General features: G+C 69.6%; 10 protein-coding genes. 3 read left to right on the top strand and 7 right to left on the bottom strand.

From position 1 onward, the window contains the following. Positions 1 to 26 precede the first annotated feature (26 nt). Entirely contained in the window at positions 27 to 1,547 is a 1,521-nt protein-coding gene (cysC, locus tag ACZ3I4_RS03530; protein ID WP_465380235.1) for an adenylyl-sulfate kinase, read from the bottom strand. A 141-nt stretch (positions 1,548 to 1,688) separates the two neighbouring features. Between cysC and ACZ3I4_RS03535 the strand changes: the two genes are divergently transcribed. Then, on the top strand, positions 1,689 to 3,053 hold the full coding sequence (locus ACZ3I4_RS03535; RefSeq protein ID WP_465380236.1) for a glycoside hydrolase family 26 protein: 1,365 nt from the start codon (positions 1,689 to 1,691) through the stop codon (positions 3,051 to 3,053). Between the two features lie 57 nt (positions 3,054 to 3,110). Here the strand turns inward: ACZ3I4_RS03535 and ACZ3I4_RS03540 are convergent, their stop codons facing one another. Genes ACZ3I4_RS03540 through ACZ3I4_RS03555 form a run of 4 tightly spaced genes read right to left on the bottom strand, consistent with a single transcriptional unit; the run spans position 3,111 to position 6,499 of the window. Then, positions 3,111 to 3,821, bottom strand: coding sequence for an ABC transporter permease (locus ACZ3I4_RS03540; RefSeq protein WP_465380237.1), 711 nt, complete (start codon positions 3,819 to 3,821; stop codon positions 3,111 to 3,113). After that, positions 3,821 to 4,732, bottom strand: coding sequence for an ABC transporter ATP-binding protein (locus ACZ3I4_RS03545; RefSeq protein WP_465380238.1), 912 nt, complete (start codon positions 4,730 to 4,732; stop codon positions 3,821 to 3,823). Before ACZ3I4_RS03545 ends, ACZ3I4_RS03540 begins: the two co-directional genes overlap by 1 nt. Next, on the bottom strand, positions 4,729 to 5,592 hold the full coding sequence (locus ACZ3I4_RS03550) for an ABC transporter permease (RefSeq protein WP_465380239.1): 864 nt from the start codon (positions 5,590 to 5,592) through the stop codon (positions 4,729 to 4,731). Before ACZ3I4_RS03550 ends, ACZ3I4_RS03545 begins: the two co-directional genes overlap by 4 nt. Continuing rightward, on the bottom strand, positions 5,585 to 6,499 hold the full coding sequence (locus ACZ3I4_RS03555; RefSeq protein WP_465380240.1) for an ABC transporter ATP-binding protein: 915 nt from the start codon (positions 6,497 to 6,499) through the stop codon (positions 5,585 to 5,587). The genes ACZ3I4_RS03550 and ACZ3I4_RS03555 overlap by 8 nt, the downstream gene beginning before the upstream one ends. 143 nt (positions 6,500 to 6,642) lie before the next feature. Here ACZ3I4_RS03555 and ACZ3I4_RS03560 point away from each other — a divergent pair, with 143 nt between their 5' ends. Both ACZ3I4_RS03560 and ACZ3I4_RS03565 read left to right on the top strand, forming a co-directional pair. Then, the gene (locus ACZ3I4_RS03560) at positions 6,643 to 7,398 is read left to right on the top strand and encodes a hypothetical protein (RefSeq protein ID WP_465380241.1); all 756 of its coding nucleotides are present in this window, start codon (positions 6,643 to 6,645) and stop codon (positions 7,396 to 7,398) included. A gap of 92 nt (positions 7,399 to 7,490) precedes the next feature. After that, positions 7,491 to 9,209 (top strand): ATP-binding protein, encoded by a 1,719-nt coding sequence (locus tag ACZ3I4_RS03565; protein WP_465380242.1) that lies wholly within the window; start codon positions 7,491 to 7,493, stop codon positions 9,207 to 9,209. A 65-nt stretch (positions 9,210 to 9,274) separates the two neighbouring features. Here ACZ3I4_RS03565 and ACZ3I4_RS03570 read toward each other — a convergent pair whose 3' ends face one another. Further along, the gene (locus ACZ3I4_RS03570; protein ID WP_465380243.1) at positions 9,275 to 10,669 is read right to left on the bottom strand and encodes a cellulase family glycosylhydrolase; all 1,395 of its coding nucleotides are present in this window, start codon (positions 10,667 to 10,669) and stop codon (positions 9,275 to 9,277) included. Between the two features lie 134 nt (positions 10,670 to 10,803). Continuing rightward, positions 10,804 to 13,599: a phosphoenolpyruvate carboxylase gene (gene ppc, locus ACZ3I4_RS03575; RefSeq protein WP_465380455.1), complete on the bottom strand. Its 2,796-nt coding sequence runs from the start codon at positions 13,597 to 13,599 to the stop codon at positions 10,804 to 10,806. Between the last annotated feature and the right edge of the window lie 56 nt (positions 13,600 to 13,655).

A 13,655-nucleotide genomic window follows, 5' to 3' on the forward strand; every position in this document is an offset into this window, starting at 1 on the left:
GTCTCACTCCCGCCTGCGTGATGGGTTTATTGCATTTTCGGCTCCACCCAGCCGTTGTCCACGAGATATGCCACCACGAGTTCGATCGCCTCGGGCACGGTGATGGTCGTCGTGTCGATGGTCAGTTCGGCGTCGGCCGGCTCCTCGTACGGGTCGTCGATGCCGGTCATGCCGCGCAGCTGCCCGGCCCGGGCGCGGGCGTACAGGCCCTTGCGGTCGCGCTGCTCGCAGACCTCGAGCGGCGTGTTGACGTGCACGAGCACGAAGCCGGCGCCCGCCTCGACGGCCATCGCGCGTACGGCGGCCCGGGCGTTCTCGTAGGGCGCGATGGGACAGGCGACCGCCATGCCCCGGTGCCGGCCCACCTCGGCCGCCACCCAGCCGATCCGGCGCACGTTGCGGTCGCGGTCGGCCTTGCTGAAGCCCAGCCCGGCCGACAGCTCGCGGCGCACCACGTCGCCGTCCAGCAGCGTGATCGTGCGTTCGCCGGACTCCCGCAGCGAGTCGGCCAGGCCGCGCGCGATCGTCGACTTGCCCGAGCCGGAGAAGCCGGTGAAGAAGACGACCAGGCCGCGGTGCCGGCGCGGCGGGCGGGCCCGGACCAGTTCCTTGGCCACGGCCGGGGGCGTGTGCCACTCGGGCAGCGGGAAGCCGCGGTCGAGCAGGTCGTCGATCTCGGCCGGGGCCATCGCGAGGCGCCGGTTGCGCAGCGGGATGTCGTCGCGCCAGCGCCACTGCCCGTCGCGGTTGTCGTAGGCCAGCTCGCGCGGGACGAGCACCCGCAGGTTGCCGCCGGAGAGCATGTCGCCGGTGGAGAGCGCGTGGGTCACCCCGTACGACCCCAGGACGCGGGCGCGCAGCAGGGCGTCGCGCATTTCGTCGCCCCGGGTGAGCAGCGGGACGGCCACGATCGTGGCCGGGGGCATCCGGTCGCGGGCGGCGAACACCGCGCGGACCAGTGCCTCGGGCGGCAGGCCGTCGGGGCCGGGACCGTTGACCGGAATCATGATCAGCAGGTGGGCGCCCAGGGTGCGGGCGGCGTGCGCGATCTGGGCCAGCTGCGGCCGGTGCAGCGGCCGATCGGCGATCACGCCGAGCACCCGCCCCGGTGGCAGCAGGGCGCGCACTTCTTCCGGCGTGCGTTTGAGCCGCTGGAACGGGCCGTGCCCGCCGTCGCCCATCCGGCGCACCGTGCCGCCCGCGGCATAACCGCGCTCGCTCGTCGCCCACACGTCGCTCACCTCGAGAGCGGCGACAGGCGCGCCCTCCGGGTCGGTGAGGATGATCGTGCGGCGCAGCGGATCGTCGAGCACGAGCCGCTCGGCGAGTTCCTGCGGAACCTCCAAAGTGACCGCCACCGGCCACGGCGTGCCGTCCGCGAGCCGTCCGCGCCGGCGCAGCGCGTTCAGGTCGGCGCGGCCCAGAAACCCGGTGAGCGGCGCGTACGCGCCGGACAGCAGGAGTTCCAGATCCGCCAGTTCATGCGGGTGCGGGGTGTACGACGGAGCGTCGCGCAGCACGTCCTCGGGCAGCACCGAACCATTCACTTCCGTATCCCCCTGAGGCCGATTAGGAGACAGTTTCTCAGCCTCGCTGATCGTGGTCGAGACGGGTATCCCGCCGCGCGTTTCCGCTGCCGGTGGCCGGGTAATAGACAAATCGGATAAAAGTAACAATACTGGCTGATCGTGAATCGTCGCCCGCGCCGTTTCCGGCTCGTACAGATAGCCGCCGTTCCCACGGCCTTCGCACTTTCCGTCGCCACCACGCTCGCCTGGGCCTGGACCGGCGGGGTCGACCAGATCGGACTGCCGGTGGGGAACCTCGGCGATCCGACCGTCTCGGTGCCCGTCCTCTCGCCCACGGCACAGCAGCCGGGGATCCCGGACGCCCTGGCTCCGGCGCGGCGTCCGTCCTCGTCGGCGGCTGCGTCGTCGGCGGCCGCTTCGTCCGCCGCTTCGTCCGCCGCGGCGGCCGCGGCCGCGGGCGGCGGCCTCGCCCCGGCCACCGGACCGGACGTCCTCTCCCCGACGCTCGCCCCGCAGGGCCGCATGGCGCAGCCCGGCACCGTCGGCGTCGCCCCGCCGCGTCGCGGAGGCCGCTGCTACACCGGCCACAACCTGGTGCCCACCTGCGGCGTGCTGTGGGGCGTGGCGCCGGGGGCGCACACCGAGAGCCGCGGCGCCTCGGCGCTGGCCCGCTTCGAGCGCAAGACCGGCCGGCACCAGGCGATCTACCACGCCTACCACGGCGGGACCCGGCAGCTGTTCCCGACCGAGCAGGAGATCGCGATCGCGCACCAGCCCGGCCAGCGGCGCATCCTGTTCCTCAACTGGAAGCCCGAGTCCGCGTCCTGGGCCAAGATCGCCAAGGGGGACCGGCGGACCGACGCGTTCCTCGACCGGCTCGCGGTGCACATCAAGAAGAACTTCCCCGAGCAGTTCTTCTTCGCCGTGCACCACGAGGGCGAGAACGACGTACGCGAGAAGGCCGGCTCCGGCTACACCGCGCGCGACTACGCGGCCATGTACCGGCACGTCATCAAGCGGCTGCGGGCCAAGGGCGCCGACAACGTGGTCAGCGTGCTGGTGCACATGGCCTACGTGCCGCACGCACAGAAGAGCTGGTTCAACTCGATGTATCCGGGCGACGACGTGGTCGACTGGATCGGCCTCGACACGTACGCCTACAGCGACCCCGGCTACGGCCACGGCCAGTTCGCCGAGGTGTTCAACCGGCGGCTCGAAGGCAAGAAGGCCTGGCCCGGCTTCTACAACTGGGCCCGGATGCGTCACCCCGGCAAGCCGCTGATGCTGGCCGAGTGGGGTGTCTGGTCGTCACGGCGGAACCCGCAGTACAAGGCCGACTTCTATCGCCGGCTGGGCCACGAGATCCGCCAGTTCCCCCGGATCAAGGCGATGGTCCAGTTCGAGACGCCGAGCAACCAGAAGGGCCAGGACTCTTCGGTGGACAGCACCCCGGCCGCGTTGAACGCGTACCGGAAACTCGGCAGTCTCCCGCTGTTCCAGGTGGCCGTCACGCCCCGGCGCTGAAGTAGCGACAACAGCGAGACGCCGGCCCCCAGGGCCGGCGTCTCGCTCGTTCGCGGTCTAGCTGGTCTCGCCGGCCACGCTGAACGATCCCAGCCGGTTGATCGCATAGATCGTGCCGCCCACGGCGAACACGACGCTCATCACGATCGCGACCGGCAGCGAGACCCGGCCGTCGAGCATCCCGGTCGGCGCGATCCGGTCGGTGATCGAGATGACGTACTGCTCGATCGAGAGCACCCGGGTGCCGCTGACGAACCGCCCGAGCAGCCCCTCCCACACCAGGATGTAGCCCAGGCCGAACAGCACGGGCCGCCGGCTGACCAGGCTGAGCAGCAGGAACAGGGCCGAGTAGGCGATCGCGCCGGCCACCGCGCCGACCACCAGCGCCAGCCCGAACCTCGCCGAGTCGGCCAGCAGACCGGCCACGAACAGCGGGATGGCCGCGGTCAGCGCGCTCACCCCGGCCGCCACCAGCAGCTTGGCCAGGATGATGTCGCGGCGGGGCAGCGGCTTGGTCAGGATGTGCACGATCGTGCCGTCGTCGACCTCGGAGCCGAGCACGCCGGTGCCGACGATCAGCGAGATGACCGGCAGCACCACGGCCAGCCCGAGCCCGACGACGACCGCCTGACCCCACTGGTCGGGGTCCACGTCGTAGGCCCGGCAGATCAGCGCCAGGCCGACCAGAAGCAGCGGCAACGGCAGCAGCAGAAGCACCCGCCGGCGGCCGAACAGACCGCGTGCGGTGATGTAGGCGACCGTGGACATCATGCCTCCAGCAGGTAGGAGAAGACGCTCTCCAGCGACTCGTCGGACGGCAGCAGTTTGCGCAGCCGGATGCCCTCACCGAGGGCGATGCGCGGCAGCGCGCGGGTGAAGCTGCCGTAGTCGGACGCGCGTACGGTCAAGCCGGTCGCCTCCACCTCGATGCCGCTCACCGACTTCTCGCCGATCAGCGCCACCGCCAGCCGCCGGTCGTCGGAGCTCTGCACCGCGAAGACGTGCGGCCGGTTGGTCATCAGCCGGCGGATGCGCCGGTAGTCGCCCGAGGCGGCCAGCCGGCCTGCCACGATCACCTGGACCAGGCCGGAGAGCTGCTCGACCTCCTCCAGGATGTGCGAGCTGAACAGGATCGTGTGGCCCTGGTCGCCCAGCGTGTGCAGCAACTCCATCATGTGCATGCGCTGCCGCGGGTCCATGCCGTTGAACGGCTCGTCGAGCAGCAGCACCCGCGGCTCGTGCACCAGCGCGGCGGCCACCCGGGTGCGCTGCCGCATGCCCTTGGAGAAGGTGTCGATCCGCCGGTCCTGCGCGCTCGTCATCTCCACCAGCTCCAGCGCCCGCTTGGTGGCGGCGGCCGGGTCGGGCAGCTTCTGCATCTTGGCGCAGGCCAGCACGAACTCGTACGCGCTGAGGAAGCCGTGCACCGCCTCGCGCTCGGCGACCAGGCCCAGCGAGCGGTAGATCCCCGGGTTGCGCCAGGTCGGCGAGCCGTCGATGGTCACGGCGCCGCGCGACGGGGCGAGGAAACCGGCCATCATGTGCAGCACCGTGGTCTTGCCGGCGCCGTTCGGTCCCAGCAGGCCGGTGACACCCGGCTGCAGGCTCATGCTGATGTCGTTGACGGCCACCACGTTCCCGTACCAGCGGGAGACGTTCTGCAGTTCGACGGTGCTCACAGGGAGGCCACCTTCCGGTAGCGGGCCAGCAACAGCAGGAGCGCGGCGGTGATCAGGCAGAACGCCTCGATGCCGTAGATGACGCCGAAATCGCCCACTTGGAGGTCGAGGTCGTCGCGGCCGCGCAGCCAGGCCTGCACGCCGACCAGCAGCGACATCGGGCTGGCCAGCCCGGCCAGGTGCTGCGCGTTCGCCGAGGGCAGGATGCTCAGGATGCCGACGACCGGCGCGGTCATCAGGAAGACGGCGACGATGCCGCCCGCGGCGAACGCGCGCTTGCCGGTGAACGAGGCCACCAGCAGGCTGATCGAGGCGAAGATCAAGGCCCAGAGCACGCTGTACGCCCAGCCGGGGAGCAGGAGGGTGAATTCCTTCCACACCCCGCTCGCGCCGTCGTCGGTGGTGAACGCCGCGCCCAGGAACATGATCAGCTGCGGCACGCCGAGCAGCAGGAAGACGGCCGACACCAGCGCGGCGAACTTCGCCCCGATGTAGTCGAAGGCGCGCAACGGCCGGCTGAAGTACAGCGGCAGGACGCCCGAGCGCATGTCCCGCGAGACCAGCTCCGGCGCCACGATCGCGACGAAGAAGATCACCAGCCAGCTCAGCGAGTCGTCGAACGTGTAGTAGTCGAACAGGATGATGTTGGCCTGGGCCCGGACCGCGGCGTTGATCACCGCGACCAGCAGGACGATGCCCACCACCAGCCAGGGGAAGATCTTGGCCTTGGCCGAGCGGCCCAGACCGAACGCGGCGCGCAGGCCGTGCTGGTAGATCGCTCCGAACACCGCGGTGCGGCCCAGGCGGGGGCCCTCGTACCGCTGGTATCCGATGTCGTGGATGACGCCCGCATCAGACATCGGCGGTCTCCTTCGAGGTGAAGAGCTCGGCCACGCGGTGGCGTCGCTGGTCGAGGCGGTGCAGCGGCAGGTCCAGCTCGGCCACGGCGCGCAGGATCGAGTCGTACGCCGCCTCGGAGGCCAGCGGCACGAGCAGCAGCCGGCCCTCACGGGTGACCGGCAGGTCGAGGCGGGTCAGGGCCTCGGCCAGTTCGTCGGTGCCCTCGCTGACCTCGACGGCCAGCACATCGGAGGCGGCCGTCATCGCCGAGATCCGGTCGGCCCGCAGCAGGCGGCCACCCTCGATCGCGATCAGCGAGTCACAGATGCGCTCCACCTCGCCGAGCAGGTGCGAGCAGACGACGACCGAGATGCCGAACTCGGTGCCGATCCGGTGCACCAGGCTGAGCATGGCGTCGCGGCCGGCCGGGTCGAGACCGTTGGTCGGCTCGTCGAGCAGCAGCAGGTCGGGGTCGTGAACCAGGGCCTGGGCCAGCTTGACCCGCTGTTTCATGCCGGTCGAGTAGCCGCCGATCTGCCGGTACCGCTCCTCGTAGAGGCCGACGTGCCGCAGGGCCTCGGAGGCCCGTTCCCGCGCGGCCGTCCTCGGTAGCCCGCTGAGCCGGCCCAGATGTGTCACGAACTCGGACGCCGAGACGTCCGGGGGCAGGCAGTCGTTCTCCGGCATGTAGCCGACCCGGGCCCGCACCTTGTCGGTCTCGGTCACCGGATCGAGGCCGAACACCCGGACGTCGCCGCTGGTGGGTGCCGTGAGCCCGAGCATGATTTTGATAAACGTGCTCTTGCCGGCGCCGTTCGCGCCGACGAGCCCGATCACGCCCGCCTCGACGCCGACGGTGAGCTCGCTGAGGGCGGTCACCCCGCCCCCGTACGTCTTCGTGAGCGACTGTGTCGCGATGATGGTCACGGCCTCAGCCTAGGAAGCGCATGCACCCGATCGGATCCGGTTAAACCCTGAGAGACCTTCGGGGGTCTCTCAGCGTCCTCTCAGCTCGGCCGCTTGACGGCGGCTCCCCGTCACCCGTCCCGCCGAAGTCAGTTCATCCAGACATGGGACTGACGTCAATGTGGCCGGGTGGGGTCTTCCTGTCTTTCGGCCTCTGGTTCGACCGCCCCCTGGACGAGCCGGCGCTGGCCGCAGTCGGAAACGTCCTGGAGCGGAACGGCGCCACCTACACCGGGGCGATGTTCCACGGCCCGCCCGGCCTGTCGTTCTCCCGGGTGCCCGGCGCGTCGGCGCTCAGCTACGCCGGCGACCGCTCGGCCCGCGAGGTGCGGCGCTGCCTGCGCGACGGCGGCGGCTACCGGGTGGCGATGAACCTGCCCGGCGTCGGACCGGCGGCGATCTCGTTCGAGGCGACACCGGGCGAGGACGCCCCGCCCGAACGGCACCCGGTCGAGGTGACCATCGAGGCCGGCGCCTTCGCCGTACCGCGTGCGCTGTGGAACGACGCCGAGCGCGCGGCGGCCGAGGCCCGGCAGGAGGTGGTGCTGCACTACCTGGAGGCGTGCTGCACCGCCCTCGACCCGGCCTACGCCGTCCTGCACTCCGAGGGCTCGACCCCCACGCCCGCGGCCCTGTCGGTGGGCCGCCAGCTCGGCACCGACGTCTTCCTCTCGGCCCGCCTGGACCTGAACCCCCGCCTGGCCCAGGTCAACCGGCTCTCCCACACGCTGCAGTGGCCGACCGGCACGTTCCACTCGGGCTGGTTCCTGTCGGAGACCCCCGACCTCGACGCCTTGCTCGCCGCCTGGACCCGCCCCGCCCTGATCATCGCCGAGCGCCTGACCGCACGCCGCGGATAGCAGGCCCTGAGTCAGCTTTGGCGATCTTTGGCACTCTTTTGCAAGCTGTGGCACCCTAATTGAAAAAGCTGCCAAAGCTGGAATGAGGCTGCATGGACGAGGCCGAACTCAGGTCTCTGCTCGAGAGCCTTCGTGCACACGGGGCCGATCATCTCGACTGTGAGGTCAAGAGAGCCAAGGGTGGTCTTCCGGTCACGCTGTGGGAGTCGATCAGCGCCTTCTCCAACGTAGGCGGTGGTTGCATCCTGCTCGGCGTAGACGAGAAGAGCGGCTTCGTTGTCGTGGGAGTCGACGATCCCGCAGCGATGGAATCCCAGGTCGGCGCGGTCTGCTCAGAGATGGAGCCGCCCGTGCGCGCCGAGATTCGCACTGTTCGGCTCGAAGGCCGAAATGTCGTCCTGTGTGTCGTGCCACCGATACCGCGGGATCAGCGGCCGTGTCATAAGCGAGCGCTGGGTCCCTACGCCGGCTCGCGCGTGCGGGTCGCCGACGGCGATCGCAAGATGACCGATTATGAAGTCGCGATCCTTCTGTCGAATCGATCAGAATCTCGGTGCGATGTCACCCCGGTATTGAATGCGACCTGGGAAGATCTCGACCCCGACCTACTGGCCGCGTTTCTCAGACGTATTCGCAGCACCAAGGACCTCTTCCGCCGCTTGGATGATGAGCGAGCGCTGAAGATGCTGAACGTCTTGACGTCTCACGAGGGGCGGATCGTCCCCACTCTGGCCGGGCTGCTGGTTTTCGGCATCTACCCTCAGACCTTCGAACCTCAGCTTGACATCACTTTCGTCGCCTACCCGGCGACGGAACCGGGTGCTGTCGGACGCTTCGGTGAGCGCTTCATCGATAACCGATCGATCGACGGCCCTATACCGTTGATGGTTGCCGAGTGCATCCAGGCGCTGAAGCACAACATGAAGCGCCGCAGCATCGTCTCGGGCATCTTCCGAATCGACGAGTGGGAGTATCCCGAGGAGGTGCTGCGGGAGGCATTGGTCAACGCACTCGTACACCGGGACTACTCGGAGTTTGCTCGTGGCACTCAAGTCCAGGTCGAGTTGTATCCAGATCGGTTGATCATCCGGAACCCTGGCGGTCTGTACGGGCCCGTAGACGTGAGCTCCCTAGGCACTGCGACGGTCACGTCCTCGCGGAACAAAGTACTCCTCAAGATCCTTGAGGACACGCCGCTGGGCGATGGGCGGATGGTCTGCGAAAACCGTGGAACCGGCATTGCCCGAATGCTCATGGGGTTGACCGAGGCAGCAATGGAGGCGCCTCGCTTCGTCGACAGCATCTCATCGTTCACCGTCGAGTTTCCGAACCACACTCTTCTCGACCAGGACTCGATCGACTGGCTTACGTCGCTGCCGATCGGACCGCTGTCGCGATCCCAGATGATGGCTCTGGCGATGATGCGAGATGGGACGGTCCTGTCCAACGCGACCTATCGCTCACTCACCGGAGTGCAAGACAGTCGTACGGCAACTCGCGAACTGCGGGAACTTGTCGACTCTGGCGTGGTCGACCAATCCGGCACCCGAGGCTCGACCACGTATCGCGTGTTGTCGCCGGATCGACCAGCGATGGCAGAGCATGCCGAGTCGCATCGTCTGACGGACGCCGAGCGTACGGTACTCGAGGCATTGACGGACGGGCCCCGATCCCGGGCCGAGCTCGAGGCTGCCTCCGGCCTGCGAATCGATCAAGTGCATCGGGCTCTTCGCAGTCTTCGCGAGGGCGGACATGTACAGATGGTGGGTAAAGCTCGCTCTCCGAACACGAAGTGGACACGCTCGCCGTGACACACGTGTGCCCCGGGTTGGTGGGAACCCGGGGCACACGCGGATCTAGCGGACAATTCTGTCGGTCAGAAGTTGTCCGGGGTGCTGATTCGGCTGCGCAGGTAGGTGCCGGACTGGCTCAGGACGCCGGTGCCGTAGTCGGTGCCGGTGCAGGTGCCCGAGCGGAAGGCGGCGCTGCTCTCGTCGGCGTCCGAGTACGTCCAGTTGGCGTAGCTGATCTGCAGGCGGTCCAGCAGGTCGAGCCAGGTGCCGGTGCTCTGCAGGTCGACCTGGCCGCCGCCGGTGTAGGTCACGGAGCCGAACTCGGTGACGAACAGCGGGAGCGAGGCGGCCGCCCGCTGCACCTCGGCGCGGTAGTTGTCCAGGTGCGACGCCGCGTAGAAGTGGAACGCGTACATGATGTTGGCGGCGTTGACCGGGTTCGCGGTGATCTCGCTCGAGTTGGCGCCCTCGGAGACGCCCAGTGACGACCATCCACGGGAGCCGACGATGACCACGGCGTCCGGGTCGTTGGCCCGGATCACGGGGATGACCTGCTCGGCGTAGCTCTTGATGCCGGCCCAGCTGACGCCGTTGGGCTCGTTTGCGATCTCGTAGATGATGTTCTTCTTGTTGGCGTTGCGCGCCGAGACCTCGTTGAAGAACGTCTTGGCCCGGGCCAGGTTGAAGTTCGGGTCGCCCGGGGTGAGCGTGTGGAAGTCCACGATGGCGTACAGCCCGCGGCTCTCGGCCTGGTCGACCAGACCGTTGACCTGCGAGGTGAAGCCGGCCGGGTTGGTCTCGTAGCCGCCCTCCTGCACGTACATCGAGATGCGCAGCAGGTCGGCCTTCCAGTCGTTGGCCAGCGCGTCCAGCGAGTTCTTGTTGTAGCACTTGGCGAACCACTGCAGGCCGTGCGTGCTCATGCCGCGCAGCTGGATGGCTTTGCCGTTCTGGTTGCAGAGCTTGGTGCCGCAGACGCGCAGCTGCCCGTTGATCGCCACCGGCGTCGTGCCGGTCGGGGGAGCGGTCGTCGGGGGCGTGGTTCCCGGGGTGGTGCCGGGCGTGCCGGGCGGCGTGGTCGGCGTCGACGACCCGTCACAGGATGCGCCGTTGACCTGGCACGACGTGGGGCGGCCGGTGCCGTTGGCGACGAAACCGAAGGACGTCGACGCGCCGGCGGCGAGCGTGCCGTTCCAGCCCGCGGGCGTGAACGTGTACGTCGAGCCGGAGGCCGACTGCGTGGCGTTCCAGGAGTTGACGACGGTCGTGCCGGCGGGCAGGGTGAGCTGCACCCGCCAGGTGCTGATCGTGGACGAGGTGTTGTTCCGGACCTCGACCTGGCCCTGATAGCCGGTGTTCCACGAGCTGGTCACCGTGAAGGCGGCCGTCTCGGCGCTGGCGGGCAGGGCGATGACCGTGACCGCGGTCGCGGCGGCAGCCGCGACGGCGACGCCGGCGATGATTCTCCATCTGCGCATGGGGGATTGGGCTCCATCGGGGAGGGGACGGGGGATTTGGGAGCGCTCCCACGGACCATAGCCGTAACCGTCGATGGCTGCAAACGCGGAAAGGGCCGGGACAAGTTCTGTCCCGGCCCGGAAAACGGTGTGAATCAGCCCGTGTTGCGCATACCGGCGGCAATGCCGTTGACCGACGTCAGCAACGCCCTCTCCAGGGCCGTCGAGTCGGACGGCGCCCGCCGGGAGCCCGGCGCCACGACGGCCTGACGGTCCGACTCGGCCGCGTCGCGGTACTGCCGGAGCAGCGCCACCTGCAGGTGGTGCAGCGGCTCGAGGTACGTGTCGCGGACGCCCAGCGTGCGCTTGAGCTCGGGCTGGTTCTCCAGCAGCTCGGACGTGCCGGTGATGGCCAGCACCTCGCGCACGGTCAGGTCGTACTCCTCCTTGATCTTGTCGAAGATCGGGTGGAGGTGTTCCGGGACCAGCGTCTCGACGTAACGGCGGGCGATCGTCAGGTCGGTCTTGTTCAGCATCATCTCGACGTTGGACAGGAACGTCTGGAAGAACTGCCAGTTGCCGTGCATCTCCTGCAGCACCTCGGTGTGGCCGGCCTCGCGGGCCGCCTTGAGGCCGGTGCCGACGCCGAACCAGCCGGGCACGATCTGCCGCGTCTGCGTCCAGCCGAACACCCACGGGATGGCCCGCAGGCCGCCCAGTCCGGCGTCCGTGTTGGGCCGCTTGGCCGGACGGGAGCCGATGTTCAGCGCGCCCAGCAGCTCGGTCGGGGTGGCCGCCCAGAAGTAGGCGGGCAGATCCGGGTCCTCGACCAGCGAGCGGTACTGCGCGAACGCCGCATCCGAGGCCGTGTCCATCGTGGCGTCCCAGCGGGCCAGCCGCTCGAGGTCGACCGACGGGCTGGTGTGCAGCAGCGTCGCCTGCAGCACGGCGGCCACGGTCAGCTCGAGATTTTCCCGGGCCAGGGCGGGCAGCGTGTACTTGTCGGAGATGACCTCACCCTGCTCGGTCACCTTGATCGCGCCGTCCAGCGTGCCGTACGGCTGGGCCAGGATCGCCTCGTGGGTCGGGCCACCACCGCGGCCGACGGTGCCGCCGCGGCCGTGGAAGAGCCGCAGCCGTACGCCGTGCCGGGCCGCCACGTCACGCAGCGAGCGCTGCGCCTTGTGGATGCCCCACTGGCTGGTGGTGATGCCGCCCTCCTTGTTGGAGTCGGAATAGCCGAGCATCACCTCCTGCACGTCACCGCGGGCCCGCACGATCTCCCGGTACGCCGGCAGCGACAGCATCTCGTCGAGCAGGTCGCCACCCGCGTCCAGCTCGGCCGGGGTCTCCAGCAGCGGCACGATGTTGACCCGGGCCCGGCCGGTGTGGATGTCGACCAGGCCGGCCTCGCGCGCCAGCACGGCCGCCGCCAGCACGTCGTCCACGCCCAGGGTCATCGAGATGATGTACGTCTCGATGACGTCGGCGCCGAACTTGTCCTGCACGTCGCGGATCGTGTTGAACACGTCGAACGTCTTGCGGGCCGAGTCGGTCAGCGGCGTGTCGGCGCTGGCCAGCGGGCGCCGCCCGGTCAGCTCGGTGGCGAGCAGCTTGGTGCGGTCGGCCCGGTCGAGCGCCGCGTAGTCGTCGACCTCGCCGACCTGCGTGTACATCTGCTGCAGGACCTCGTGGTGCTTCTCGGCGTGCTCACGGACGTCGAGGGTGGCGAGCTGCAGCCCGAAGGCCGAGGCCGTGCGGATCGCGGTGGCGACCACGCCGACCGCGGTGAGCTGGCCGGAGTTGCGGGCCAGCGAGGCCCGGATCAGTTCGAGGTCGCTGATCAGCTCGTCGCTGCCCAGGTAGTCGCGGCCGGGCACGTGCGCGGTGCGGTTGCGCAGCCGGGACCGGGTGTTCGCGAGCTTGGCCTTGATCGCCCGCACCTTGAGGCGGTACGGCTCCTCGGCGTTGGTGCGGCGGAACCGGGGCGCGACCTCGGGCAGGTTGTCGAGATCCTTGGCCAGCGAGGCGGACAGGTCGAGCGAGACGCCACGCAGCCGCCGGGACACCGACAGCACGTCGATGAGCTGGTCCATCGCCGCCTCGGTGGCCTGGATGCCGTGCTCGTGCTGGATGAGCAGCACGTCGCGGGTGACGGCCGGGGTGACGAACGGGTTGCCGTCGCGGTCGCCGCCGATCCACGAGCCGAAAGTCAGCGGCCGGGCCGTCGGCGCGGTCTCGACGCCCAGCTGGCGCAGCGTCTCGGCCAGGTCGGCGAGCACCTGCGGCGCCGCCTCGGCATAGAGGTCCTTGAGGTAATAGACCGCGTTGCGCGCCTCGTCGGTCGGGTCCGGCCGGTCGAGCCGCAGCTCGTCGGTCTGCCACAGCAGGTCGATCAGCTCGGCCAGCTTGCGGGTCGAGGCGGTGGTGTCGGCCTGGCCGTAGAGCACCGCGGCGGCGGCCTCGGCGTCGAGCGCGTCGGCCAGCTGGCGCAGCTTGCCCAGGATCGAGCGGCGGGCGGCCTCGGTCGGGTGCGCGGTGAAGACCGGGCGTACGGCGAGGCGGCGGGCGGCCGCGGCGATCTCGTCGGACGGCACCCCCTTCTCAGCGATCAGCTTGGCCGCCTGGTCGAGCCAGCCGCCGTCGCGGGCGCGGCGCCGGCGCAGATCACGCGACCGGTGCACCTGCTCGGTGATGTTGGCCAGGTGGAAGTACGTCGAGAACGCGCGGGCCAGCTTGGTGCCGGTCGTGACGTCCATGGCCGCGAGCCGGTCGGCCGCGGCCTGCGGGTCCTGCCGGACCAGGGCGCGGATCTCTTCGACCAGGTCGAGCAGCGGGCGGCCTTCCTGCCGGGCCAGGGTCTGGCCGAGCAGCGTGCCGATGCGGCGGATGTCCGCGCGCAGCGCGGCATCGGGGCCGTCGGGGTCGAGGTGGCCGTGCTGGTCGGTCACATGCTGTGGCGCGCTCATTATCGGGGGCGCTCCTTCGCCTCAAAGGTGCTCCAGGA

The sequence above is a fragment of the Actinoplanes sp. NPDC021490 genome, from assembly GCF_055562135.1.

Bases quoted from the DNA above. Each gene is read 5' to 3' on its own strand.
- ACZ3I4_RS03540 (WP_465380237.1), bottom strand. From the start codon at position 3,821: ATGTCCACGGTCGCCTACATCACCGCACGCGGTCTGTTCGGCCGCCGG.
- ACZ3I4_RS03550 (WP_465380239.1), bottom strand. From the start codon at position 5,592: ATGTCTGATGCGGGCGTCATCCACGACATCGGATACCAGCGGTACGAG.
- ACZ3I4_RS03560 (WP_465380241.1), top strand. From the start codon at position 6,643: ATGGGACTGACGTCAATGTGGCCGGGTGGGGTCTTCCTGTCTTTCGGC.
- ACZ3I4_RS03565 (WP_465380242.1), top strand. From the start codon at position 7,491: ATGGACGAGGCCGAACTCAGGTCTCTGCTCGAGAGCCTTCGTGCACAC.
- ACZ3I4_RS03570 (WP_465380243.1), bottom strand. From the start codon at position 10,669: ATGCGCAGATGGAGAATCATCGCCGGCGTCGCCGTCGCGGCTGCCGCC.